The organism is Streptomyces sp. NPDC021093, from assembly GCF_044333135.1.
Classification (GTDB): Bacteria; Actinomycetota; Actinomycetes; order Streptomycetales; family Streptomycetaceae; genus Streptomyces.
Map to the genome: position 1 here is coordinate 284,996 of NZ_JBIRQJ010000004.1, position 22,543 is coordinate 307,538.

Annotated in this window: 22 protein-coding genes; 13 read left to right on the forward strand and 9 right to left on the reverse strand. The window is 71.6% G+C overall.

The genetic code is table 11. The features are described from left to right. Positions 1 to 51 precede the first annotated feature (51 nt). A complete protein-coding gene (locus ACH4SP_RS13770; protein ID WP_398414146.1) occupies positions 52 to 1,758 on the forward strand; it encodes a glycosyltransferase in 1,707 nt (568 codons plus the stop codon). Positions 1,759 to 1,880: 122 nt separating this feature from the next. Here ACH4SP_RS13770 and ACH4SP_RS13775 read toward each other — a convergent pair whose 3' ends face one another. After that, positions 1,881 to 2,354, reverse strand: coding sequence for a MarR family winged helix-turn-helix transcriptional regulator (locus ACH4SP_RS13775; RefSeq protein ID WP_398414148.1), 474 nt, complete (start codon positions 2,352 to 2,354; stop codon positions 1,881 to 1,883). Positions 2,355 to 2,452: 98 nt separating this feature from the next. Here ACH4SP_RS13775 and ACH4SP_RS13780 point away from each other — a divergent pair, with 98 nt between their 5' ends. The 4 genes from ACH4SP_RS13780 (at position 2,453) to ACH4SP_RS13795 (ending at position 6,644) form a co-directional block, all read left to right on the forward strand. Then, positions 2,453 to 3,610: a hypothetical protein gene (locus ACH4SP_RS13780; protein WP_398414150.1), complete on the forward strand. Its 1,158-nt coding sequence runs from the start codon at positions 2,453 to 2,455 to the stop codon at positions 3,608 to 3,610. 190 nt (positions 3,611 to 3,800) lie between these two features. Next, a complete protein-coding gene (locus ACH4SP_RS13785) occupies positions 3,801 to 5,273 on the forward strand; it encodes a DUF2252 domain-containing protein (protein WP_398414152.1) in 1,473 nt (490 codons plus the stop codon). Positions 5,274 to 5,373: 100 nt separating this feature from the next. Next, entirely contained in the window at positions 5,374 to 6,216 is an 843-nt protein-coding gene (locus ACH4SP_RS13790) for a hypothetical protein (protein ID WP_398414154.1), read from the forward strand. 83 nt (positions 6,217 to 6,299) lie between these two features. Further along, a complete protein-coding gene (locus ACH4SP_RS13795; protein WP_398414156.1) occupies positions 6,300 to 6,644 on the forward strand; it encodes a rhodanese-like domain-containing protein in 345 nt (114 codons plus the stop codon). Positions 6,645 to 6,675: 31 nt separating this feature from the next. On the opposite strand, the gene ACH4SP_RS13800 is transcribed toward ACH4SP_RS13795, so the two are convergent. From ACH4SP_RS13800 to paaA, 6 genes are all read right to left on the reverse strand, one after another. Further along, a complete protein-coding gene (locus tag ACH4SP_RS13800; RefSeq protein WP_398414158.1) occupies positions 6,676 to 7,812 on the reverse strand; it encodes an acyl-CoA dehydrogenase family protein in 1,137 nt (378 codons plus the stop codon). 186 nt (positions 7,813 to 7,998) lie between these two features. Further along, positions 7,999 to 9,063 (reverse strand): 2Fe-2S iron-sulfur cluster-binding protein, encoded by a 1,065-nt coding sequence (locus ACH4SP_RS13805; RefSeq protein ID WP_398414160.1) that lies wholly within the window; start codon positions 9,061 to 9,063, stop codon positions 7,999 to 8,001. Further along, on the reverse strand, positions 9,064 to 9,606 hold the full coding sequence (gene paaD, locus ACH4SP_RS13810) for a 1,2-phenylacetyl-CoA epoxidase subunit PaaD (RefSeq protein WP_398414163.1): 543 nt from the start codon (positions 9,604 to 9,606) through the stop codon (positions 9,064 to 9,066). Beyond that, positions 9,600 to 10,325, reverse strand: a complete 726-nt coding sequence (paaC, locus tag ACH4SP_RS13815; RefSeq protein ID WP_398414166.1) for a 1,2-phenylacetyl-CoA epoxidase subunit PaaC — start codon at positions 10,323 to 10,325, stop codon at positions 9,600 to 9,602. The genes paaD and paaC overlap by 7 nt, the downstream gene beginning before the upstream one ends. Beyond that, positions 10,322 to 10,621 (reverse strand): 1,2-phenylacetyl-CoA epoxidase subunit PaaB, encoded by a 300-nt coding sequence (gene paaB / locus ACH4SP_RS13820; protein ID WP_398414167.1) that lies wholly within the window; start codon positions 10,619 to 10,621, stop codon positions 10,322 to 10,324. The genes paaC and paaB overlap by 4 nt, the downstream gene beginning before the upstream one ends. Continuing rightward, positions 10,618 to 11,616, reverse strand: a complete 999-nt coding sequence (gene paaA / locus ACH4SP_RS13825) for a 1,2-phenylacetyl-CoA epoxidase subunit PaaA (protein WP_398414168.1) — start codon at positions 11,614 to 11,616, stop codon at positions 10,618 to 10,620. The genes paaB and paaA overlap by 4 nt, the downstream gene beginning before the upstream one ends. A 121-nt stretch (positions 11,617 to 11,737) precedes the next feature. On the opposite strand from paaA, the gene ACH4SP_RS13830 reads away from it, so the two are divergent. From ACH4SP_RS13830 to ACH4SP_RS13845, 4 genes are all read left to right on the forward strand, one after another. Then, the gene (locus tag ACH4SP_RS13830) at positions 11,738 to 12,412 is read left to right on the forward strand and encodes a DUF5819 family protein (RefSeq protein WP_398414170.1); all 675 of its coding nucleotides are present in this window, start codon (positions 11,738 to 11,740) and stop codon (positions 12,410 to 12,412) included. 107 nt (positions 12,413 to 12,519) lie between these two features. After that, the gene (locus ACH4SP_RS13835) at positions 12,520 to 13,743 is read left to right on the forward strand and encodes an HTTM domain-containing protein (RefSeq protein WP_398415071.1); all 1,224 of its coding nucleotides are present in this window, start codon (positions 12,520 to 12,522) and stop codon (positions 13,741 to 13,743) included. A gap of 52 nt (positions 13,744 to 13,795) precedes the next feature. Continuing rightward, positions 13,796 to 14,473 (forward strand): TrmH family RNA methyltransferase, encoded by a 678-nt coding sequence (locus tag ACH4SP_RS13840; RefSeq protein WP_398415073.1) that lies wholly within the window; start codon positions 13,796 to 13,798, stop codon positions 14,471 to 14,473. A gap of 237 nt (positions 14,474 to 14,710) precedes the next feature. Continuing rightward, positions 14,711 to 15,517 carry a hypothetical protein gene (locus tag ACH4SP_RS13845; RefSeq protein WP_398414172.1) on the forward strand — a complete coding sequence of 269 codons (807 nt, stop codon included), beginning with the start codon at positions 14,711 to 14,713 and terminating at the stop codon, positions 15,515 to 15,517. A 79-nt stretch (positions 15,518 to 15,596) separates the two neighbouring features. On the opposite strand, the gene paaN is transcribed toward ACH4SP_RS13845, so the two are convergent. Then, positions 15,597 to 17,300, reverse strand: a complete 1,704-nt coding sequence (gene paaN / locus ACH4SP_RS13850; protein WP_398414174.1) for a phenylacetic acid degradation protein PaaN — start codon at positions 17,298 to 17,300, stop codon at positions 15,597 to 15,599. Positions 17,301 to 17,437: 137 nt separating this feature from the next. On the opposite strand from paaN, the gene ACH4SP_RS13855 reads away from it, so the two are divergent. Both ACH4SP_RS13855 and ACH4SP_RS13860 read left to right on the forward strand, forming a co-directional pair. After that, positions 17,438 to 18,964, forward strand: coding sequence for a 3-hydroxyacyl-CoA dehydrogenase (locus ACH4SP_RS13855; protein WP_398414176.1), 1,527 nt, complete (start codon positions 17,438 to 17,440; stop codon positions 18,962 to 18,964). Then, entirely contained in the window at positions 18,961 to 19,569 is a 609-nt protein-coding gene (locus ACH4SP_RS13860; RefSeq protein ID WP_398414178.1) for a TetR/AcrR family transcriptional regulator, read from the forward strand. Before ACH4SP_RS13855 ends, ACH4SP_RS13860 begins: the two co-directional genes overlap by 4 nt. 40 nt (positions 19,570 to 19,609) lie before the next feature. Here ACH4SP_RS13860 and ACH4SP_RS13865 read toward each other — a convergent pair whose 3' ends face one another. Then, entirely contained in the window at positions 19,610 to 20,167 is a 558-nt protein-coding gene (locus tag ACH4SP_RS13865) for an Lrp/AsnC family transcriptional regulator (RefSeq protein WP_398414180.1), read from the reverse strand. A gap of 197 nt (positions 20,168 to 20,364) precedes the next feature. Between ACH4SP_RS13865 and pdhA the strand changes: the two genes are divergently transcribed. Continuing rightward, entirely contained in the window at positions 20,365 to 21,504 is a 1,140-nt protein-coding gene (pdhA, locus tag ACH4SP_RS13870) for a pyruvate dehydrogenase (acetyl-transferring) E1 component subunit alpha (protein WP_398414182.1), read from the forward strand. Continuing rightward, complete coding sequence (locus ACH4SP_RS13875) at positions 21,501 to 22,532, forward strand: alpha-ketoacid dehydrogenase subunit beta (RefSeq protein ID WP_398414184.1); 1,032 nt, start codon at positions 21,501 to 21,503, stop codon at positions 22,530 to 22,532. The genes pdhA and ACH4SP_RS13875 overlap by 4 nt, the downstream gene beginning before the upstream one ends. The last annotated feature ends 11 nt before the right edge of the window (positions 22,533 to 22,543 follow it).

Here is a 22,543-nt window from a genome sequence, read left to right on the forward strand (position 1 = left end):
GGCGGTTTCGCTCGTCCGGCTGGGCCGGTGTCTTGCTGGTCGGAGGCGGTTGTGACGCGGTCGAGGCTGTTCGGTGTCGGTGCGCTGGTGCTGACGGGACTGGCAGCGGCGCAGCAGCTGATGCTGGTCGTGGGTCTCGGGGGCTGGCTGCCCGGGTGGCAGCCGTGGCCCTATCTGCTGCTCGCGGCGGTGCTCTGGCTGGTAGCGAAGCCCTGGTGGCTGGAGAACGGGCCGCGCGGCGCCGGAGTTCCCGGGCCCTGGACCCAGCTGGAGAAGTGGCTGCGGCGGATCCCGGCGTGGGCGTACGTGGTCGCGGCCCTCGCCCTGACCGCGGGCGTGTGGGCCTGGCTGCAGGACTTCGAGCCGTACCTCGGTCATGAGGAAGCGGTCTACGCGAACAAGGCGCGCTTCTGGTTCGACGGGACGCCGGATGCGGGATGGGGCGTCTACCGGCCGGTCGGACTGCCCGCGCTGGGCACGCTCGCGCTGTGGCTGACGGGGTACGAGGGATACGCCTCGGGCGGCGGCACGGGCGCGCTGCGGGCGGTCGCGCTCGTACTGGCGCTGGTGATGCTCTGCACGACCTACCTCGTGGCACGCGCGTGGACGTCGCCCCGGCGGGCAGTGGTGGTGGTCCTGGTGCTGCTGAGCGGCCTGGGGTTCCTGCGGCGGGTACCGGAGTACCTGAACGACATCGGGTCGACCGCGTTGCTGCTGATGGTCGTGTTCCTGCTGGTCAGGGCGCAGGAGCGGGCGGGCACGAAGGCGGGTGCGCGGGCACTGCTTCTCGTGCCGTTCGTCGCGCTGGCCGCTTTCTATCTGCGGTACGGAGTGGTGGGCAACCTCCTGGCCGTCGCGCTGGCCGGCGTCCTCGCGTACGGGCCGCGGGCCTGGCTGGCGCTGGGACGGCGGCTGTGGGCGGCGGTCGGGGTGCTCGCGCTGGGTCTCGTACCGCACTTCCTGTACGCGACGGAGCGCACCGGGAAGCCGCTGGGGATGATCCTTTCGGCGACCTCGCAGGCCAACCGGGAGTACGTCGGGGACGGGCTGGTCTATTACCTCAGCGTCTTCCCCTACCGGCTGGCCGGGGACCTGGGCGCGGTGGTGATGGCCGCGGGTGTGTGCGCGGCGGTCGCGGCGTGGCTGCGTGTGCGGCGGGGCGGCCGGGGCGAGGGCGGCGTACGGGCCGACGACCGGCGGCGGGTGTTCCTGGGGGCTGCGGCGCTGCTGGTGTTCGTGGTGCTGGGGGTGGCGACGGACGGGGAGCCGCGGTTCGTGTACCTGCCGGTGACGCTGCTCACGATCCTCGGCGTGCAGGCAGTCGCCGAGCTCACGCGGGCGTGGGCGCCGCGGGTGCTGGTGTGCGTGGGCGTGCTGGCCGGTCTGACGGTGCTCGGCACGGCGCAGGTGGTGGCACACGGGGCGATGCCCGGGCCGTCGTCGCTGGGCGCCTCGACGGTGCCGGTGGCGCGGGCGCTGGCGGCGCAGGACGGGGAGAGCTGTCTGATCGTCACGGGGTACGAGCCGGAGTTCGGCTGGTACTCGGGGTGCGACGCGGTGACGTACCGCCAGTACCGGGGGATGAAGGTGGAGCCGGGGACCCGGGTGAGCTTCGTGCGGTTCGAGAAGGGGCGGCTGCAGCCGGACGCGGCAGGGGTGCGGCAGTTGATCGGCGGGCGTCCGGCGACGCTGCTGCGGATGCCGGCGGCGGACGGCGGGTCGGCGGGGGCGGCAACGGTGTGGAGCGTGCGGTTCTAGTGCCGCCTCTTTGAGGGGGCGGGCGTGCGGGACGACGGGGTGTGTGCTGAAGAGCCGTGGGTGCGGCGCCGGCGCGGCCTCTTTGAGGTGCTGGTGATCGCCGGTGCTGCTGCGGCGGTGCTTCAGCCGCGGCTGTTGTTGTAGCGCAGCAGGTAGGACGCGAAGCGGGCGAGGTCGTCCTCGGACCAGTCGGCGAGGCGTTCCTGGTAGGCGGCGTGGCGGCTGGCGTGGGTGGCGGTGAGGGTGGCCGCGCCCGCCTCGGTGGGGTGCAGGACCTGGACGCGGTGGTCGTCGGGGTCGGGACGGCGTTCCACCAGGCCGAGCCTTTCGAGGACGGTGAGCTGCCGGCTGACGGTGGACTTGTCGAGCATGTAGTGCGCGGCGAGGTCGGTGGCGCGGCAGCCCTGCTGGTCGTGGATGTGCGCGAGGAGCGTGTACGAGACCAGGGGCAGGTCCGGGTGGAGGCGGGCGGCGGTGGCGCGGGCCCGGCGGGCGAAGGCGGTCAGTTCGCGCTCGATGGTGTCGACGGCGGTGCTGCGCCGGGGGCGTTGGAGGTTTTCGGGGTCCTGGGGCTGCTGGGGCTGCTGGGTGGTCATGGGTGTGGTTTGCCCTCCGCTCGATTGGTTGTAGAGTACATCCATCGATGTGGTTGTAATTGCCAACCACTGTGTCGTGTTCCCCCTGGAGTCTGTTGATGTCTGCGTCCCCCACAGGTAAGAGCGGTACGGGAGCGTCGCTGCGGCACGTGCTCGGCCACCTCGTCACCCCGCTGCTGATGTGCATCGGCATGGGACTGGCCTACCTGGGCGCCTTCCACGCCCCGGAACCGCACCACCTGCGGGTCGACGTCGTCGGCTCCGGGCAGAGCGCACAGGTGCTGGCGCAGACGCTGCACGACAAGGGGGCGGGCGCACTCGACGTACGTACCGTCGTGGACCGGTCGGCAGCGCGGTCGCAGCTCATGGACCGGGAGATCTACGGGGCGTACGTACCCGGAGCCGAGCCCGAACTGATGGTCGCCACAGCCGGGTCCGACACGACCGCGACCGTCGTCCAGAAGGTCTTCACGGAGCTGGCGGCGAAGCAGGGAGCGCCGCTCAGGGTGACGGACGTGGCGCCGGTGTCGTCCGGCGACCCGACGGGGCAGGGGCTGTTCTTCCTGCTCGTCGCCCTGAGCATCGGCTCGTACGCATCCGTGGCGGTGATCGGCGGAGCCGGAGCGGTGCTGCCGCTGCGGATCAGGGCGCTGCTCGCCCTCGGCATGTCACTCGTCGTGAGCGCGATCGGGGCGGTCTTCGCGGGCCCGCTCTTCCACCTCGTGGACCAGGGGCTGGCCGGAGTGTGGGCGATGTCGTGGCTGTACACGGCGGGCATCCTGCTGGTCGGCGTCGGGCTGCACACCTTCCTCAAGAGGTGGACGACGCTGGGCGTGATGGTGCTGTTCGTGATGCTCAACTTCACCAGCTCGGGTGGCATCTTCAAGCCCGAGCTCCAGTCCGGCTTCTTCGCCTCCCTGCACTCCTTCTGGAACGGCGCGGGCTTCATCGAGGGTGCACGCGGACACGTGAACTTCGACGGGAACGGTGTGGGACGCAGCGTGCTGGTACTGGCGCTGTGGTTCGTGGCGGGCGCCGCCGTGATGGGCGCGGCGGCACTGGGAGAGGCGGCACGGCGGCGCAGGGAGGCCGCGGCGCCGGCCGGTGCGGAAGTGATGACGGCCGATGCGGAAGCCGGTGCGGCAGCGGGCGTTCCGGCTGGGCGGCCGGCCCTGGCGGGGCGCGGGGCGCACGCGGGACCGGTGGCCTCGGAAGGCCCGGTCGAGGAGGAGTTGGAGGAAGCGGTCGGCGTGTGAGCCGGGCGTGAACGCGAGCGGGCCAGAACGGCCCCGGACCTGGTCCGGGGCCGTTCTTCATACTTTTCCCCGGTTATCCACAGGTGGTTGGAGCACCACATCGACAACGGCGTTACGGTCGTGGGGAATTGATTTCGGGGCCGCGGCAAGCGGCTCCTGGTGCGGTACGGAGCGGGGGAGGCGGCACGTGATGAGCGAGGCCGGAAACGGAGCGGGGACCGGACGGATTCCGGCGGTGGAGGGCTTCGCGCGGCGGGCCTTCCCGGGTACGGGGGAACCGGGAGCCGGGAAGTCGGGCGGGGGCACGCCGGGGGCCGGGCAGCCCGTGTCGCGCAAGCAGGAGGGCAAAGCGCTGCGGGCCAGGGTGCCGCGAGGGGCGCACAGCAGCTTGGTGCTCGACGCGGGACGCCCGGACGCGGTGCGCGCCGTCGAGGAGTCCGGCCGGGGACGCGTCGCCTCCCTGACGCCCCTGCGGGTGGGACGGATGGCAGCCACCCCCTTCTCCTTCCTGCGCGGCGCCGCCGGACTGATGGCCTACGACCTGGCCGGCACGCCCGTCAGCGGGATCGCCGCACAGATATGCGGGGACGCGCACGCCGCGAACTTCGGGCTCTACGGGGACGCCAGAGGCCGCCTCGTCATCGACCTGAACGACTTCGACGAGACCGTCGTCGGACCGTGGGAATGGGACGTCAAACGCCTCGCGACGTCACTGGTACTGGCAGGACGCGAGGCCGGGGCCGACGAGAACACATGCCGGCAAGGAGCGTTCGACGCCGTCGGTGCCTACCGGCGGACCATGCGGCTGATGGCGAAGATGCCCGCCGCCGACGCCTGGAACGCGATAGCCGACGAGGAGCTCGTCTCCCACGCCGACGCCCGCGACCTGCTGGGCACCCTGGAGAAGGTCTCGGAGAAGGCCCGCAGGAACACCAGCGCCCGCTTCGCCGCCCGGTCCACGGAACGGGCCGAGGACGGCAGCCGCCGCTTCGTGGACGCGCCGCCGGTACTGCGCCGGGTCCCCGACGCCGAGGCGGCGGCCGTGGCCTCGGCACTGGGCGAGTACCTGGGCACCGTCGCGCAGGACCGGCTGCCGCTGCTCGCCCGGTACGCGATACACGACGTGGCGTTCCGGGTGGTCGGCACCGGCAGCGTAGGCACCCGGTCGTACGTGGTGCTGCTGCTCGACCACCGGGGCGAGCCGCTGGTGCTCCAGGTGAAGGAAGCCCGGGCGTCGGCACTGGCCCCGTACCTCCCGAAGGCCGGGTTCGCGATACCCGGGCCTGACCACGAGGGCCGGCGGGTGGTGCTCGGACAGAAGCGCATGCAGGTGGTCAGCGACATCCTGCTCGGCTGGTGCACCGTCGACGGACTGCCCTTCCAGGTGAGGCAGTTCAGGAACAGGAAGGGGAGTGTGGACCCGGCTGCGCTGGCAGCCGACCAGGTCGACGACTACGGGCGGATGACCGGCGCCCTCCTCGCCCGCGCCCACGCGCACAGCGCCGACCCGGAGGTCGTCGCCGGGTACTGCGGGAAGAACGAGGAGTTCGACGAAGCCGTCGCCGATTTCGCCGTGGCCTACGCGGACCGCACGGAGGCCGACCACGCGGTCCTCGCGACCGCGGTCAAGAACGGGCGGATCGCGGCGGAGACGGGGGTGTGAGGGGCGGGAGCTGGGGTGGGGGTGAGGGTGGGGTGGGAGGGGGGCTGGGGGGAGGGAGGGGGAGCCCCCCCCAGAGTCGATAGGACCGTAGGCTGGACGGGTGACTCAGGATGCCGCCGGGGGACCGGCTACCCCCAAGGAAGACGTACAGCCCGCCGAGGGTGCGGCCGGTGAGCGGCCCGAGGCGCGGCTGGAGAAGGCGGTGGGGGCTGCCGAGCAGGCGCTGATCGAGTTCGAGATCGCGGTGGACACCTTCCGGATCGAGGTCGAGAACTTCTCCCGCCTGCACCACCAGAAGCTCGGCCCGATGTACACGCGGCTCGACGAGCTGGACGCGCAGATCGCGGAGGCTCGTGCCCGCACGACCGGGGACCCCGAGGACCTGGTGAAGGCGCGGGAGGCGCGGGCGCTGGTCATGCCGATGCCGGGGGTGGAGGAACTGTTCCACGACTGGATGGACTCCGACGGGCTGTCGCCGGAGGCCGCCGCGATGCTGACCGAGCAGCCGGTGCGGCCGCCGGAGCGGGTGCGGCCCAGCGAGGAGGCCCGGAAGGTGTACCGCGAGCTGGTCCGCAAGGCGCACCCCGACCTGGCGCGCGAGGAGGCCGAGCAGGCCCGGCGCGAGGAGTTCATCAGCCGGGTGAACGCCGCCTACGCGCGCGGTGACGAGGCGCAGCTGCGGGAGCTGGCCGAGGAGTGGGCGGCCGGCCCGGTGCCCGAGGTGCGGCGCAGCGAGAGCGAGGAGCTGTACGCGCGGCTGGAGTGGCTGTCGCAGCGCAAGGAGCTCCTGACGCTCGTCGCCCGTGACCTGGAGGAGAGCGCCATCGGGTCGATGCTGCGGATGGCGCCGGAGGACCCGGACCGGCTGCTGGAGGAGATCGCCGAGCAGCTGCTGGCTCAGGTTTCCGAGCGGGAGGCCGAGCTGGCCCGGTGGGTGCAGTAGCGTTCCGGGACGGTTGTGGCGGTGTTGCCGCCGCGGCCGGTGTGAAGGAACTGATCGTGTGCGTACGAGAGAAGGCCTGACCCATGAATTTCGCCTCCATGCCCTCGGTGGACGCCGCGTCGGTACCGGCCGACGGCCTGGTGCTGGACGTCCGGGAGACCGACGAGTGGGCGGCCGGGCACGTCGAGGGTGCGCTGCACGTGCCGATGAGTGACTTCGTCGCCCGGTTCGGCGAGGTCACCGAGGCGGTCGCGGACGGCCGCCGCGCCCATGTGATGTGCCGGGTCGGCGGGCGGTCCGCGCAGGTGACGCAGTACCTGGTGCAGCAGGGCATCGACGCGGTGAACGTCGAGGGCGGGATGCTCGCCTGGGACGGCGCCGGCCGCCCGATGGTCGCCGACGGCGACGCCCCCGCATTCGTACTCTGAGCAGATCTCCGAGTCCTCGGGTGGATGGGTCCTAGCCCAGCGGGTGGGCGGCCAGCAGGTCGCCCAGGGTTTCCTCGTGGGCGGCGGCCGGGCCGAGGGAGAGCTCCAGCTGTTTGGCCCAGGCGTGGTAGCGGTGCAGCGGGTAGTCGGTGTCGGCGCCGAAGCCGCCGTGCAGGTGCTGTGCGGTCTGGACGGTGCGGCGTACGCCGTCGGACGCCCAGATCTTGGCGACCGCGACGTCTCCGGCGAGGGGCAGTGCACCGCCCGCGCCCGTGCTGAGGCGCCAGGCGGCCTGCCAGAGGGTGACTTCCATGGCGCGCAGGTCGATGTAGCGGTCGGCGGCCTGGACGGCGACCGCCTGGAACGTGGCGACGGGGAAGCCGAACTGCTCGCGCTGCGAGGTGTATTCGGCGGACATCGTGAGGACGCGTTCGCCGAGGCCGAGGGCCTGTGCGCAGGTGCCGGTGGTGAGCAGGGCGTGCAGCCACTCCCACGCGGCTCCTTCGGTGATCGTTTCGTGGGGTGCGGTGCGTACGGAGTCCAGGCGTACTTCGGCGAGGAGTTCGCCGCTGGTGGAGACCTGATCGGTGAGTGTGACGCCGGTACGGTCGCGAGGGATCAGGGCGAGTACGGTGCGGCCCTCGCCGGTGTGGGCGGGCACCGCGATCCGGTCGGCGTGCTGCGCCCACGGCACGGCGGTCTGTACGCCGTCCAGGACCCATTCGTCGTTGTCCCGCCGCCGTGCGGTGACGGCGAGCGGGGCGGGGTCGTGTCCAGTGCTGCCGTGGGCGGCGGCCGTCAGGACCAGTTCGCCGCGCCCCACCCGTGGCAGGAGGTCCTCGGCCAACTCCTTTGCCCCGTAGCGCTGTACGGCCAGTGCGACCGCGCTCGTCTCCAGCAGGGGTACCCGGGCGAGGACCTTCGCGGACTCCCGCAGGACGAGGCACAGGGCGATCGGGTCCAGGCCCGCGCCGCCGTGTGCCGGGTCCAGCAGCAGGCTCAGCAGGTCGGCGTCCGCGAGCTTCGCCCACAGGGGCCGGTCGAAGTCGTCGGCGACGGCGCCCGGGGTGAGTGCCGGGCTCGGTACCGCGTCGGGCGCAGCCCCGGCGAAGACGGCCTTTGCCGCTTCGGTGGCCGCCTGCTGCTCCTCGGTGAAGGTGAAGTCCACTGCCTGCCCTCCCGTACCCGTGCACACACTGACGTCTGACGGTGCGTCAAGATAGAACACGTTCTACGGGAAGGGAATGGTGCTGCGGGTGCCGATGCGGGTGCGGAGCTCCGCCCTCGGCCGGGCAGAGCCCCGCCCTCGGCCGCCGCACCCGTGTTTCAGCGGTCGAATCGCAGCGGTCGAACTTCAGCGGTCGAAGTCCAGCTCCACTTCCCCGGTGGCCGGATGGGACTGGCAGGCCAGTACGTATCCCGCCTCGGTCTCCTCCGCCTCCAGTGCGTAGTTGCGGTCCATCCGCACTTCGCCCCGGACCAGGAACGCCCGGCACGTCCCGCACACCCCGCCCTTGCAGGCGTACGGCGCGTCCGCGCGGGCCCGCAGTACCGTCTCGAGCAGCGATTCGCCGTCCTGGACCGGCCAGGTGCCGGACCTGCCGTCGAGCGTCGCGGTCAGGGTGCCGCCCACGGCGGCGGGTACGGTCGCGGCCGGAGCGGCGGAGGCGGGTGCGTCGTCGACGTGGAAGATCTCCTCGTGGATACGGTCCCGGGCGACCCCGAGCCCGCGCAGTGCCCGCTCGGCGCCCTGCACCAGGCCCAGCGGCCCGCACAGGTACCAGCCGTCGATCTCCTCGACCGGCAGCAGCGCCGGGAGGAGCTCGGTCAGTCTCTCCTCGTCGAGCCGTCCGGACGGCAGCCCCGACTGCTGCTCCTCCCGCGAGAGTGCGGTGACCAGCTGGAACCGGTCGGGGAAACGGTCCTTGAGGTCGGCGACCTCCTCCAGGAACATCGTCGATGCCGCCGTCCGGTCGCTGCGGACCAGGCAGAACCGGGCGTCCGGGCGCCGGGCGAGCAGCGTCGCCGCGATTGAGAGGACCGGGGTGATGCCGCTGCCGCCGACGACCGCCGCGAAGTACCCCTTCCGTGGCTCCAGGGTGAACCGGCCCATCGGCGGCATTGCCTCGACGGTGTCCCCGACCAGCAGTTCCTTCAGTGCGTACGTCGAGTAGGCGCCGCCGTCGACGAGGCGGATACCGACCCGCAGCACCGGTTCGGCGGGGGCGAGGGCTGCGGGTGCGCAGATCGAGTACGTGCGCCGGATCTCCTGCCCGTCCACGATCCGCCGCAGCGCCAGGTGCTGCCCCGGCACGTGCCGGAAGGTCTCGCGCAGCTCGGGCGGCACGGCGAGGGTAACGGCCACCGCGTCGTCGGTGAGCCGCTCGATGCCCCGGACCCGGAGCGGGTGGAACGGCATCTACAACTCCTTGAAGTGGTCGAAGGGTTCGCGGCAGGACACGCAGCGGCGCAGTGCCTTGCACGCGGTGGAGGAGAACCGGCTGAGCAGTTCGGTGTCGATGGATCCGCAGTGCGGGCAGCGGATGGCGAGGGACAGGGGTATCGGCTCCGCGACGGCACTGCCGACAGCGCTGCTGCCGACCTCGCGGGTCGTGCGCGGCGGTGCGATCCCGAACGCGGCGAGCTTGCGCCGCCCTTCGGCACTGATGTCGTCCGTGGACCAGGCCGGCGCGAGGACGGTGCGGACCGTCACCTCGGCCATGCCGCCGCTCTCGTGGAGGATCCGCTCGATGTCCGCCGACATCGCCTCGATGGCCGGGCAGCCGGTGTACGTGGGGGTCAGTTCGACTTCTACCCGGCCGGGGCCCGAGACGTGGACGGCGCGCAGTACGCCCAGTTCCGCCAGGGTGAGGACGGGCAGTTCGGGGTCGGGGACCGAGCCCGCCAGGCGGCGCAGCTCCGTCTCCAGCGCGGTGTCCTGCCGTACTTCTCCGGTCACCATGTCGCCCCCGGGTGGCTGCGGTGCAGGTGCTGCATTTCGGCGAGCATCCGGCCGAACGGCTCGGTGTGCAGGCCCTGCCGTCCGGCGCCCGCCATCCATCCTCCGGTGCGCGGTGTCTCGGGCAGGGTGAGGGTGGCCTGCTCCACGACGGCTGTCACGGAGGCCAGCCAGTCGGTCTCCAGTGCCTGCCGGTCGACCCCTTCCAGGCCTTCGACGGGCTGGAACGGCTCGCCGGTGAACCGCCACAGCGCGTCCACCGCCCGCTGCATCCGTCCGTGGCTCTCGGCAGTGCCGTCGCCCAGGCGCAGCGTCCACTGCTCGGCGTGGTCGCGGTGGTACGCCGTCTCCTTGACGGCCTTCGCCGCGAGGGGCGCGAATTCGCTTTCACCGGCCGCCAGCTGTCCGTACAGGAGGTGCTGGTAGGTGGAGAAGTAGAGCTGCCGGGCGAGGGTGTGGGCGAAGTCGCCGTTCGGCTGTTCCACGAGCTGGAGGTTGCGGAAGGAGCGTTCCTCGCGGAGGTAGGCCAGTTCGTCCTCGTCGCCGGCGAGGGAGAGCAGGATGCGGGCCTGGCCGAGGAGGTCCAGTGCGATGTTGGCGAGGGCGACTTCCTCCTCCAGTACGGGGGCGTGGCCCGCCCACTCCCCCAGCCGGTGGGAGAGGATCAGGGCGTCGTCGCCCAGTGCCAGGGCTGCCGTCCGGGAAATCGCTGCTGCGGTCACAGGTGCTTCACCCCGTCCGGGATCTTGTAGAAGGTGGGGTGGCGGTAGGGCTTGTCGCCGGCCGGTTCGAAGAAGGAGTCCTTCTCGTCGGGGGAGGACGCGGTGATCTCCGCGGACGGCACCACCCAGATCGAGACGCCCTCCGACCTGCGGGTGTAAAGGTCGCGTGCGTTGCGCAGCGCCATTTCGGCGTCCGGGGCGTGCAGGCTGCCCGCGTGGGTGTGGGACAGCCCGCGGCGGGAGCGTACGAACACCTCCCACAGTGGCCAGTCGTGGTTGTCGCCGGTGCCGGTCATGCTGCTTCCCCCTTGTGCTGACTGTGCTGACGGTGCTTGCTCGCGTAGGCCGCCGCCGCGTCGCGCACCCAGGCGCCTTCTTCGTGCGCCCGGCGGCGCTGGGTGATCCGCTGGTCGTTGCACGGGCCGTTGCCCTTGAGCACTTCCCGGAACTCGGCCCAGTCGATGGCGCCGAAGTCGTGGTGGCCGCGCTCCTCGTTCCACCGGAGGTCGGGGTCCGGGAGGGTGAGGCCGAGGGACTCGGCCTGGGGGACGGCGATGTCGACGAAGCGCTGGCGCAGCTCGTCGTTGGAGTGGCGCTTGATCTTCCACTCCATGGACTGTGCGGAGTGCGCGGACTCGTCGTCGGGCGGGCCGAACATCATCAGCGAAGGCCACCACCACCGGTCCACCGCGTCCTGCGCCATCGCGTGCTGCTCGGGGGTGCCCTGCGAGAGGGCGAGCAGCGACTCGTACCCCTGGCGCTGGTGGAAGGACTCCTCCTTGCAGATGCGGACCATGGCGCGGGCGTAGGGCCCGTAGGAGCAGCGGCAGATCGGGACCTGGTTGGTGATCGCGGCGCCGTCGACCAGCCAGCCGATCGCGCCGACGTCGGCCCAGGTCAGGGTCGGGTAGTTGAAGATCGACGAGTACTTCTGGCGGCCGGAGTGGAGCTTGTCGAGGAGCTCTTCGCGGCTGGTGCCCAGGGTCTCGGCGGCGCTGTAGAGGTAGAGGCCGTGGCCGGCTTCGTCCTGCACCTTGGCCATCAGGATGGCCTTGCGGCGCAGCGAGGGGGCGCGGGTGATCCAGTTGGCCTCGGGCTGCATGCCGATGATCTCGGAGTGGGCGTGCTGCGCTATCTGGCGGACCAGGGAGGCGCGGTAGGCGTCGGGCATCCAGTCGCGCGGTTCGATCCGCTCGTCGGCGGCGACGGCCGCGTCGAACGCCGCCTGGTGTGCTGCCTGAATCGCCGGGTCCGTCCCCGGCGGGGTCTGCTCTGCCGTCACTGTCGCCATCCTGGCCCCCTGTGCCACCTACCGACCGATCGTTCGGTTCATTGACTTCAATGGTGGGGCGGCGGCCCGTAGGGTGTCAACCTCTGTGGATAACTGGCCGACGCGGGCTGATCGGGGCGGGATGGATTCGTACGACGACAAGGCCGGGATCGCCGGGCTGTCCTTCCGGTCCCAGGTCGTCGCGGCCCTCGCGCTCGCGCTGGTCGCGGTCACCGCCCTCGTCCACCTCGGCATGGTCTTCCTGCACGTCAGCCCGTCCAACACGCTGACCAAGGAGCACGGCGCGGCGGTGGACGCCTGGATCAACCCCGAGTTCGAGCAGAACTGGAAGCTCTTCGCGCCCAATCCGCTCCAGCAGAACATCGCCGTCCAGGCCCGCGCCCAGATCCGGACCAAGAGCGGCCAGTGGCGCACCACCGAGTGGATCGACTTCTCCGCCAGGGACGCCGAGGAGATCCGGAGCAGTCTGCTGCCCAGCCACACCGTCCAGAACGAACTGCGCCGGGGCTGGGACTTCTACGTCGGCTGGCACGACGAGAACAACCGGTCGCTGGGCATGCGCGGCGAACTCGCCGAGCGCTATGTCCGGCGCATCGTGCTGGAGCGGATGTCCGCCCTCGACATGGGCGGGGCCGTCGCCCGCATCCAGGTCCGCTCGCGCACGACCTCGGTGAAGCCGCCGCCGTGGAGCACGGAGAAGGTCGCCACCACCCCCACGTACCGGGTGCTGCCCTGGTGGACGGTGACGCCGGCCGACCTGACGAAGGTCGCGCAAGAGGCAGGAGTGACCAAGTGAGCAGCCTGATCCGCCTTCGCCGGGGCCCACGGCAGGACCCCCAGGATCCCCAGAACCCCCAAGATCCCCAGGACCCCCAGGGCCCCCGGCGGCGCCTTCGGCAGGGACTGCAGACGGGCGTCCAGTACGTCACCGCGGCCGCCCGCGGCCCGTACCAGACGGCGGTCGTCCGTATCGGGTTCGCCGCCACCTGGCTGCTCTTCCTGCTGCGCGAGCTGCCCCACCGGCACGAGCTGTACGGGCCCGAGGGGCCGTGGAGCTGGGGCATGGCGGAGCGGATCATCGCCGACAACAAGGCGTTCTCGGCGCTGATGTGGACGGACAGCCCGCTGTGGTTCGAGTTCGTGTACTTCCTGGCGATCGCGTCGAGCGTGCTGCTGCTGATCGGCTGGCGCACCCGGACGACGTCCGTCCTGTTCATGATCGGCGTGCTGTCCCTGCTGAACCGCAGCGTCTTCATGGGCGACGGCGGCGACAACGTCATTCACCTGATGGCGATGTACCTGGTGCTCACCCGCTGCGGACAGGTGTGGTCGCTGGACGCGCGCAGGGTGCGGGCGGCGGGCGGTCCCGTCGCCGCCGTCGTGCGCGACCGGGTGGGCCCCGCCCTGTGGACGGTGCTCGGCGTCGCCCTTGCGGTGGTGACGTACGCGGGTGTCATGAGCTGGGGCTGGCTGCTGGTCTTCTGGACGTTGCTGCTGGTCCACGCCCTGTGGTGGGCGGTGTGCCGGTATGCGGACGGTGAGCCGCGGCTGCTGATGAATGTCCTGACAAACCTTGTGCACAATGCGGGGCTCCTCGTCATCATGGTCGAGGTCTGTTTCGTCTATGCGACGGCCGGCTGGTACAAGGTGCAGGGCTCGCGCTGGCAGGACGGCACCGCGATCTACTACCCGCTCCACCTGGACTACTTCACGCCCTGGCCGGAGCTGTCCGCGCTGCTCGCATCCAGCGGCACGATGGTGATGCTGGTGACGTACGGAACGGTGATCGTGCAGGTCGCGTTCCCGTTCACGCTGTTCAACAGGCGGGTGAAGAACGTCCTGCTGGGGCTGATGATCGTGGAGCACGCGAGCATCGCGGTGCTGCTCGGGCTGCCGTTCTTCTCGCTGGCGATGATCGCCGCGGACGCGGTGTTCCTGCCGACCGTGTTCCTGGTGTGGCTGGGCGGGCGGGTGGGGCGCGTACGGGACCGGGTGCTGCCCCCGGGCAAGGCCGAGCAGCAGCGTCGTGAGCCCGCCGACGGGCCCGTACGCTCGTGGGGTGAGCAGCGAGAACACCCCTCAGCCCGAACAGAGCGAGCCCCGTCCGAGCGAGCCGGGTCGGAGTGAGCCGGGCCTGAGCGAGTCCCGTCCGAATGGGCCGGGTCCGAGCGAGTCCGGCCTGAGCGAGTCCGGCCTGAGCGAGTCCGGTCCGAGCGAGCCGGTCCAGTACGACGACGGCTTCGGTGACGGGATCGGCGTCGGCCCGCACCCCGGGCCGTGGCCGCAGGGCGAGCGGTACGATCCCGAGCTGCTCGCGCACGGCGACCGGCGGAACGTCGTCGACCCGTACCGGTACTGGACGCGCGAGGCGATCGTCGCCGACCTGGACACCCGGCGGCACGACTTCCACGTGGCCGTGGAGAACTGGGGCCACGACTTCAACATCGGGTCGGTGGTACGGACCGCGAACGCCTTCCTCGCGAAGGAGATCCACATCGTGGGGCGGCGGCGCTGGAACCGGCGCGGGGCGATGGTCACCGACCGCTACCAGCATGTCCGCCACCACCCCGACACCGAGTCGCTGACCGCGTGGGCGGCGGCCGAGGACCTCCCGATCATCGGCATCGACAACCTGCCCGGGGCGGTCCCGCTGGAGCGGACCGTGTTGCCGAAGCGGTGCGTGCTGCTCTTCGGGCAGGAGGGGCCCGGGCTGACGGAAGAGGCGCGGGCGCACGCGTCGATGGTGTGCTCGATCGCGCAGTTCGGGTCGACGCGGTCGATCAACGCGGGGGCCGCGGCGGCGATCGCGATGCATGCGTGGGTGCAGCGGTACGCGGAGGTGCAGGAGCCTTCGTAGGGGCTCTCGTCGGCCCGTGCCCGCGTAAGTGTGACTTTCGGACGAGTGTGTCGTTTACGTCTTCGAGCGGAGCGTCGATCCTGGTTGCGGCAGAAGTGGTGAAGCCGCGCGCGTAGAGCCGGCCCGAGGGCTGACCTTGGACAAGGTCATGTGAACGTCTCTGTCACCGCCCGTAGCTGGTTCCTGCACTGAGGGGTGGTTCGCCGTATTCCTGCGAGCCCCTCGGAGGGCACAGCCATGTACACGGAGCAAGCTCTGCTGGACGCGCGCGAGGTGCGCGCGACCCTGGTGCACCGGACGGACGTCCTCGACGAGGTGAAACGGCTGCCGCTGCTGCCCGACGGCACCCATGTCACCGCGACGCTGCTCGCCGACTACTTCGAGGTCGACGCGGTGGTGCTGCGACGGGTGGTGCGCAAGCATGCCGGGGAGCTGGGGAGTCACGGGTACCGGCAGCTCCAGGGCGAGGAGCTGCGGGCGTTCGTCGCGGTGAATCTTCCGGAATCACGGGCTCCGAGGCGCCAGTTGGGGGTCTTCACCGTCCAGGCCGCGCTGGTGCTCGCGATGGTCCTGGACAGCGGCGAGGTGGCCCGGGTGATCAGGACCGGACTGCTGGAACCGGTGGCGGCGAACGCCGAGGGTGCGGGCGTCGAGGGCGCGGGCGTCGAACGGGGCGTGACGGTGCGCGGGGAGTTCACGGTGGGGTCCGACGGGACGGTGCGCTGCCGGCACGGGGAGATGGCGATGTGCGTCCCGGCGCCGGGCGAGGACGGCGGGCGGCCGTCCGGGCCGTACTACCGCTGTCCGGAGACCGACCGGCACGGGATCAGGGGCGGCCGGGCCGCCCGGCCGTGCGGGAGCGTCACCTTCGTCGATGTCGTCCGGCGGCTGTCCGGATCGGCGGTCCCACAGTGGCGGCCGGACGATTCCGACGGCCGCTGTGACGTGCGACTCTCCGTGGGGGACATCCAGGTGTACGGGTCGGCGTCCGACATCGCCGCTGTTCTGCGCGGGATGGGCGTGGTGGCCGACCCCCGACGCTGATCTTCGCCGTACGGGGAATGCCGTGGCCCTCGCTTGGGGGGCGCGGGTCACGGCATCCGTCCTTGTCCGTACGCCGCCGTCAGGCCTGGCGGCGTACCTCCACCGTCCGGAAACGGTTCGACACGAACGCGCCGTCGCACAGTGCGGCGTTCGCGGCGGGGTTGCCGCCGGAGCCGTGGAAGTCGGAGAACGCGGCGGTCTGGTTGACGTACACCCCGCCCGTCAGGTTGAGGGAGAGCTGCGCGGACTCCTCCCAGCAGACCTCCTCGACGGCGCGCTCCACCTCTGCGGAGGTCGTGTACGCGCCGACCGTCATCGCACCCTTGTCGCGCACGGTGCGGCGCAGGAGGTGCAGGGCGTCGGCCGTGGAGTCGACGGCGACGGCGAAGGACACCGGGCCGAAGCACTCCGACAAGTACGCCGCCTCCGCGTCCGGCTTCGCCCCGTCCAGCTTGACGATGACGGGCGTGCGGACGGTCGCACCGGGGAAGTCCGGGTTGCTGATCTCCCGTGAGGGGAGGGCGACTTCGCCCAGTCCGGCCGCTGCCTCCAGGCGGGACTTCACGTCCGGGTTGACCAGCGCGCCGAGCAGCGCGTTCGCCCGGGCGTCGTCGCCGAGGAGGCCGCCGACCGACTTCGCGAGGTCGCCGACCACCTCGTCGTACGACTTGGCGCCCGCGTCGGTGGTGATGCCCTCGCGCGGGATCAGGAGGTTCTGCGGGGTGGTGCACATCTGGCCGCTGTAGAGGGAGAGCGAGAAGGCCAGGTTGGAGAGCATGCCCTTGTAGTCGTCGGTGGAGTCGACGACGACCGTGTTGACCCCGGCCTTCTCCGTGTAGACCTGTGCCTGGCGGGCGTTGGCCTCCAGCCAGTCGCCGAACCCGGTGGACCCCGTGTAGTCGATGATCTTGATTTCGGGGCGGGTGGCGAGCGTCTTGGCGATGCCCTCGCCGGGCCGCTCGGCGGCGAGCGCCACCAGGTTGGGGTCGAAGCCGGTCTCGGCGAGGACCTCGCGGGCGACCTTCACCGTCAGAGCGAGCGGCAGTACCGCGCGCGGGTGCGGCTTCACCAGGACCGGGTTGCCGGTGGCCAGGGACGCGAAGAGGCCCGGGTAGCCGTTCCAGGTGGGGAAGGTGTTGCAGCCGATGAGCAGCGAGATGCCGCGCGGGACGGCGGTGAAGGACTTCGACAGGTTGAGCGGGTCGCGCTTGCCCTGCGGCTTCGACCAGTCGGCCGCGGCCGGCACGCGGGTCTGCTCGGTGTAGGCGTACGCCACCGCCTCCAGGCCGCGGTCCTGGGCGTGCGGGCCGCCCGCCTGGAGCGCCATCATGAAGGCCTGGCCGCTGGTGTGCATCACGGCGTGCGCGAATTCGTGCGTACGGGCGCTGATCCGGGCCAGGATCTCCAGACAGACCACGGCCCGTGCCTGCGGTCCCGCGTCCCGCCACGCGCCCATGCCCGCGCGCATCGCGGGCAGCAGCACGTCGGCGTCGGCATGCGGGTACGAGATGCCCAGCTCCGGGCCGTAGGGGGAGACTTCGCCGCCCTCGGAGGCGGCGCCGCCCACCCAGCCGTCCGTGCCGGGCTGCTCGCCCAGGTCGAAGCGGGTGTTCTTCAGCGCCTCGAACGCCGCGAGGCCGTCGGCCGCCGCGCTCTCGCCGTACGCCTTCGGGTGCTCGGGGTGCGGGGACCAGTAGGCGCGCGTGCGGATCGCGTCGAGGGCCTGGTCGAGTGTGGGCCGGTGGGTCTCGGTCAGCTGCGTCAGCTTCTGGGGCGACTGCATTTCGCGGACCAACTCCTCGTCGAGCTGGGCTCGGACTGGGCTCGGGTGGACGGACACGGCTAGAGTAACCGAACGATCGGTCGGGACAAGGGGGCCGACGTAAAGCTGTGGATAACTCGTCCGGGAGGATTGGCCGCATGACAGCAATCGAGCGCGCCCGCACCGTCGCCGTCGTCGGCGCCGGGACCATGGGCCAGGGCATAGCCCAGGTCGCCCTCCTCGCCGGGCATCCCGTCCACCTCTTTGATGTGGACGCCGGGCGCACCACCGCCGCGGACGCTTCCGTACGGTCGCGGGTGGAGCGGCTGGTGGAGAAGGGGCGCCTCGACCGGACCGACGCCGACGCGGCGCTCCGGCGGCTGCATCCCGCCTACGACCTGCGTGACCTCTCCGACGCCGCGCTGGTCGTCGAGGCGATCGTGGAACGACTTCCGGTGAAGCAGCAGCTGTTCCGGTCCCTTGAGGAGCTCGTCGCCGCCGACTGCGTGCTCGCCACGAACACCTCCTCGCTGTCCGTCACGGCTGTCGCGGGCGGTCTGGAACGCCCCGGCCGCGTCGTCGGCATGCACTTCTTCAATCCGGCGCCGCTGCTCCCCCTCGTGGAGATCGTCAGCGGGTTCGCCACGGACGACGCCGTCGCCACGCGCGCGTACGACACGGCGCTCGCCTGGGGGAAGAACCCGGTGCGCTGCGCCGACACCCCCGGCTTCCTGGTCAACCGGATCGCCCGGCCCTTCTACGCCGAGGCGTTCGCGGTGTACGAGGAGCAGGCCGCCGACCCGGCCACCATCGACGCCGTGCTGCGCGAGTCGGGGGGCTTTCGGATGGGCCCCTTCGAGCTGACCGACCTGATCGGCCAGGACGTCAACGAGGCCGTCTCGCGGTCGGTCTGGGAGGCGTTCTACCAGAGCCCCAAGTTCGTACCGTCGCTGCCGCAGCGGCGGCTGGTGGAGTCGGGGCGCCACGGACGGAAGTCCGGTCGTGGCTGGTTCTCGTACGAGGAGGGCGCCGCGAGGCCCGAGCCGCACACCGCCGCCCCCGAGGAGGCCCCCGCGCACGTCACCGTCACCGGAGACTTCGGGCCGGCCGCCGAGGTGGTCGCGATGCTTCAGGAGGCGGAGGGCATCGAGGTGAAGCAGCTGACGTCCGGCGGCCCGTACATCGGCCTGCCGGGCGGTGGCCAGCTCGCCCCCGTCGACGGCCACACCTCCGTCGAGTACAGCGACGTCGTGTACTTCGACCTCGCCCTCGACTACCGGGCCGCCACCCGCGTCGCCCTCGCCGCCTCCGCCGACGTCGGCGAGCGCACCCTCAAAGAGGCGGTCGGGCTCTTCCAGGCGCTCGGCAAGGACGTCAGTGTCATCGGCGACGTGCCCGGCATGATCGTCGGCCGTACGGTCGCCATGCTCGTCGACCTCGCGCTGGACGCCGTCGCCAAGGGCGTCGCCTCCGCCGAGGACATCGACACCGCGATGCGCCTGGGCGTCAACTACCCGCGCGGGCCGCTGGAATGGGGCCGCGACCTCACCGGCGACTGGTCCTTCGACCTGCTCACCGCGATGCACGAACGCTGTCCGACAGGGCGCTACGCCCCGTCCCTGGCGCACTACCGGCAGGGGTACGCCGAAGAGGCGACAGCGTCCGCAGAGGAGCACCAGGGATGACCACCGCAGACCGTACGAGCGCAGTGAAGCGGGACACCTACACGCCTGAGACGCTCCTGGCCGTCGCCGTGCGCGTCTTCAACGAGCGCGGCTACGACGGCACCTCCATGGAGCACCTCTCCAAGGCCGCCGGGATCTCCAAGTCGTCGATCTACCACCACGTCTCCGGCAAGGAGGAGCTGCTGCGGCGCGCGGTCAGCCGGGCGCTGGACGGGCTGTTCGCCGCCCTGGAGGAGCCGCAGGCGGTGCGCGGGCGGGCGATCGAGCGGGTCGAGCACGTCACGCGGCGCACCGTCGAGGTGCTGATGGCGGAGCTGCCGTACGTCACGCTGCTGCTGCGGGTGCGCGGCAACACGCAGACCGAGCGGTGGGCGCTGGAGCGGCGCCGCGAGTTCGACCAGCGGGTCGCCGACCTGCTGAAGGCCGCCGCGGCCGACGGGGACCTGCGCGCGGACGTGGACATCCGGCTGGCGACCCGGCTGCTCTTCGGCATGATCAACTCGCTGGTGGAGTGGTACCGGCCGCATCCGGACGGGGCCGCGGAGCAGGACCAGCTCGCGGACACCGTCGTACGCCTTGCCTTCGACGGGCTGCGGACCGACTGACCGGCAGGGCCGACCGGCGGGTCTCTGGCTGCGGTGCGGGTCAGTCCCGCGGCGGGCGCTGCGGCTCCAGGTCGGTCTCCTCGAAGACCAGCAGTGTGCGGGTGCTCAGTACCTCCGGTATGGCCTGGATCTTCGTCAGGACGAGCTCGCGGAGCGTTCTGTTGTCCGGGGTGTGCACCAGCAGCAGTACGTCGAAATCGCCGCTGACCAGAGCGATGTGGGCGGCCCCCGGGAGTGCTTGCAGCTCCTCGCGGACCGTGCGCCACGAATTCTGGACGATCTTGAGGGTGATGTATGCGGAGGCGCCCTGACCTGCCCGTTCGTGATCGATGCGGGCGCTGAAGCCGCGGATCACGCCGTCGTCGATGAGGCGGTTGATCCGGGCGTAGGCGTTGGCGCGCGAGACGTGGACGCGCTCGGCGACCGACCGTATCGAGGCGCGGCCGTCGGCCTGGAGCATGCGCAGGATGTCCCGGTCGATGGAGTCCAGCGGCCTGGGCGGGGGCGTTGGACTGTGGACAACATCGGCGTCGCCACGAAAACCGTCACCCGATCCGGGGACACCTGATCCCGATCCGGCCATTTGTTCAGCTGCCATGTGCCCCCGCCTCCCCGCCATGGACGTCCTGTTCCCATCCCAGGCTGTGCAGAACCGTTTGTCCACAGGGTGATGCCGCCTGTAGCCAAACTGCATCCACGACCGAACAATCGGTAGGTGAGACGCGCCACATTCCGACCAGGGGTGCCGGCGCCCTCGTGACCGTTCCGCATCGCTCCCACGAGGAGGTGTTCGTCGTGACGATTCAAGAGATGCCGGGCAGCACGGCCTACCGGCCCAGCCCTCCCCCGGCCTGGAAGCCCCGCACCGACCCCGCCCCGCTGCTCCCGGACCCCGAGCCGTACCGGGTGCTCGGCACCGGGGCCGCCGCCGGGATCGACCCCGTCCTGATGCGTCGGCTGTACGCGGAACTGGTGCGCGGCCGGAGGTACAACGCACAGGCCACGGCGCTCACCCGGCAGGGCCGCCTCGCCGTGTACCCGTCCAGCACCGGACAGGAGGCCTGTGAGGTCGCCGCCGGGCTGGTGCTGCGCGAGCAGGACTGGCTGTTCCCGTCCTACCGCGACACCCTCGCGGCCGTGGCGCGCGGCCTGGACCCCGTGCAGGCGCTGACGCTGCTGCGGGGCGACTGGCACACCGGCTACGACCCCCGCGAGACCCGCACGGCCCCGCTGTGCACCCCCCTCGCCACCCAGCTGCCGCACGCGGTGGGCCTCGCCCACGCGGCCCGCCTCAAGGGCGACGACGTGGTGGCGCTCGCCATGGTCGGCGACGGCGGCACCAGCGAGGGCGACTTCCACGAGGCGCTGAACTTCGCCGCCGTCTGGCAGGCCCCGGTCGTCTTCCTCGTGCAGAACAACGGCTTCGCGATCTCCGTGCCGCTCGCCAAGCAGACCGCCGCCCCCTCCCTGGCCCACAAGGCCGTCGGGTACGGAATGCCGGGCCGCCTGGTCGACGGCAACGACGCGGCCGCGATGCACGAGGTGCTGACCGAAGCGGTGGAGCGCGCCCGGCGCGGCGGCGGCCCCACCCTGATCGAGGCCGTGACGTACCGCGTGGAAGCCCATACGAACGCCGACGACGCCACCCGCTACCGCGGTGACGCCGAGGTCGAAGCCTGGCGCGACCACGATCCGATCGCACTCCTGGAGCGCGAGCTCACGGAGCGCGGGATGCTCGACGAGGACGGCGTGCGGGAGGCCCGGGAGGCCGCCGAGACGATGGCCGCGGACCTCCGCGCCCGGATGAACGCGGACCCGGTGCTCGACCCGATGGACCTCTTCACCCATGTGTACGCGGAGCGGACCGCTCAGCTCCGCGAGCAGGAGGCCCAGCTGCGGGCCGAGCTGGAAGCGGAAGCGGAGGCCGGGCGATGAACAGCACGATGGCGGGCCCGGTGGCGGGGAAGAAACCCGCCGCGAAGCCCGCGAGCATGGCGCAGGCCCTCCAGCGGGCCCTGCGCGACGCGATGGCCGAGGACCCGACGGTGCACGTCATGGGCGAGGACGTCGGCGCGCTCGGCGGGGTCTTCCGGATCACCGACGGGCTGACCAAGGAGTTCGGCGAGGACCGCTGCACGGACACCCCGCTCGCCGAGGCGGGGATACTCGGGGCGGCCGTCGGCATGGCGATGTACGGGCTGCGGCCGGTCGTCGAGATGCAGTTCGACGCGTTCGCCTACCCGGCGTTCGAGCAGCTCGCCAGCCATGTCGCCAAGATGCGCAACCGCACCCGCGGCGCCCTCCCCATGCCGCTCACCATCCGCATTCCGTACGGCGGCGGGATCGGCGGCGTCGAGCACCACAGCGACTCGTCCGAGGCGTACTACATGGCGACCCCGGGGCTGCACGTCGTCACCCCGGCGACCGTCGAGGACGCGTACGGGTTGCTGCGCGAGGCCATAGCCTCCGACGACCCGGTCGTCTTCCTGGAGCCCAAGCGGCTGTACTGGTCCAAGGCCGACTGGTCGCCGGACGCCCCGGCCGCCGTCGAGCCGATGGGCCGGGCGGTCGTCCGTCGCGCAGGCCGCAGTGCCACGCTGATCACGTACGGGCCCTCGCTGCCGGTGTGCATGGAGGCCGCGGAGGCCGCCACGGCGGAGGGCTGGGACCTGGAGGTCGTCGACCTGCGGTCCCTGGTCCCGTTCGACGACGAGACGGTGGCCGCCTCGGTACGGCGCACCGGGCGTGCGGTCGTCGTCCACGAGTCCGCCGGTTTCGGCGGGCCGGGCGGCGAGATCGCCGCCCGCGTCACGGAGCGCTGCTTCCACCACCTGGAGGCGCCGGTGCTGCGCGTCGCCGGTCTTGACGTGCCCTACCCGCCGCCGATGCTGGAACGGCACCACCTGCCGGGCGTGGACCGGGTGCTGGACGCGGTCGCGCGGCTCCAGTGGGAGGAGTCCTGATGCCACGGGTT

Excerpts from the sequence above, each read along its gene's own strand:
- ACH4SP_RS13865 (WP_398414180.1), bottom strand. The coding sequence starts at position 20,167 with ATGGCAGCTGAACAAATGGCCGGATCGGGATCAGGTGTCCCCGGATCG.
- ACH4SP_RS13855 (WP_398414176.1), top strand. The coding sequence starts at position 17,438 with ATGACAGCAATCGAGCGCGCCCGCACCGTCGCCGTCGTCGGCGCCGGG.
- ACH4SP_RS13805 (WP_398414160.1), bottom strand. The coding sequence starts at position 9,063 with ATGCCGTTCCACCCGCTCCGGGTCCGGGGCATCGAGCGGCTCACCGAC.
- ACH4SP_RS13830 (WP_398414170.1), top strand. The coding sequence starts at position 11,738 with ATGGATTCGTACGACGACAAGGCCGGGATCGCCGGGCTGTCCTTCCGG.
- ACH4SP_RS13780 (WP_398414150.1), top strand. The coding sequence starts at position 2,453 with ATGTCTGCGTCCCCCACAGGTAAGAGCGGTACGGGAGCGTCGCTGCGG.
- paaB (WP_398414167.1), bottom strand. The coding sequence starts at position 10,621 with ATGACCGGCACCGGCGACAACCACGACTGGCCACTGTGGGAGGTGTTC.
- ACH4SP_RS13845 (WP_398414172.1), top strand. The coding sequence starts at position 14,711 with ATGTACACGGAGCAAGCTCTGCTGGACGCGCGCGAGGTGCGCGCGACC.
- ACH4SP_RS13860 (WP_398414178.1), top strand. The coding sequence starts at position 18,961 with ATGACCACCGCAGACCGTACGAGCGCAGTGAAGCGGGACACCTACACG.
- ACH4SP_RS13785 (WP_398414152.1), top strand. The coding sequence starts at position 3,801 with ATGAGCGAGGCCGGAAACGGAGCGGGGACCGGACGGATTCCGGCGGTG.
- paaD (WP_398414163.1), bottom strand. The coding sequence starts at position 9,606 with ATGGTGACCGGAGAAGTACGGCAGGACACCGCGCTGGAGACGGAGCTG.
- ACH4SP_RS13795 (WP_398414156.1), top strand. The coding sequence starts at position 6,300 with ATGAATTTCGCCTCCATGCCCTCGGTGGACGCCGCGTCGGTACCGGCC.
- paaA (WP_398414168.1), bottom strand. The coding sequence starts at position 11,616 with ATGGCGACAGTGACGGCAGAGCAGACCCCGCCGGGGACGGACCCGGCG.
- ACH4SP_RS13875 (WP_398414184.1), top strand. The coding sequence starts at position 21,501 with ATGAACAGCACGATGGCGGGCCCGGTGGCGGGGAAGAAACCCGCCGCG.
- ACH4SP_RS13775 (WP_398414148.1), bottom strand. The coding sequence starts at position 2,354 with ATGACCACCCAGCAGCCCCAGCAGCCCCAGGACCCCGAAAACCTCCAA.
- paaN (WP_398414174.1), bottom strand. The coding sequence starts at position 17,300 with ATGCAGTCGCCCCAGAAGCTGACGCAGCTGACCGAGACCCACCGGCCC.